Source organism: Arthrobacter sp. 2RAF6 (genome assembly GCF_052115205.1).
GTDB lineage: Bacteria > Actinomycetota > Actinomycetes > Actinomycetales > Micrococcaceae > Arthrobacter.
The window spans coordinates 1-430 of sequence record NZ_JBFRGF010000133.1 but is presented as its reverse complement, the minus strand read 5'-3'; the positions used below and the strand labels follow the sequence as shown (position 1 = coordinate 430).

Here is a 430-nt window from a genome sequence, read left to right as displayed (position 1 = left end):
TCGGCGCCTGCCGGCTCGCCCTGGCCACGGGGTCCCTGCCCGCCACGGGCGGCCACCGCCCGCAGATCCTGGCCACCATCGACCACCGCGAACTCTTCCCCCCACACAGCCGGGACCCGCAGCCCGGTCAAGCTGCGCAGTCCGGTCAAGCTGCGCAGTCCGGTCAACCCTCGCCGAGCGGGCCATCTTCAAAGGTCGGTCAGCCCKYCCTGTTCAACCGCCCCCGGCAAGGCAGCGGCACCGGGTCCTTCACGTTCACCGGGCCCGTCCCGGCGGCAACRTTGCGCACACTCGCCTGCGACGCGGACATCATCCCCGTGGTCCTGGGCAGCGAGGGCCAGGTCCTGGACATCGGACGGGCCTCCAGGGTCTTCCCGCCGCAGATCCGCAAAGCCATCACCGCGCGGGACAAAGGCTGCGCTTTCCCCGG

At 71.9% G+C, this 430-nt stretch carries 1 pseudogene; it reads left to right on the top strand.

What is annotated here, in order from left to right:
- Positions 1–430: pseudogene (locus tag AB4Z38_RS25830) on the top strand (hypothetical protein); the annotation flags it as partial.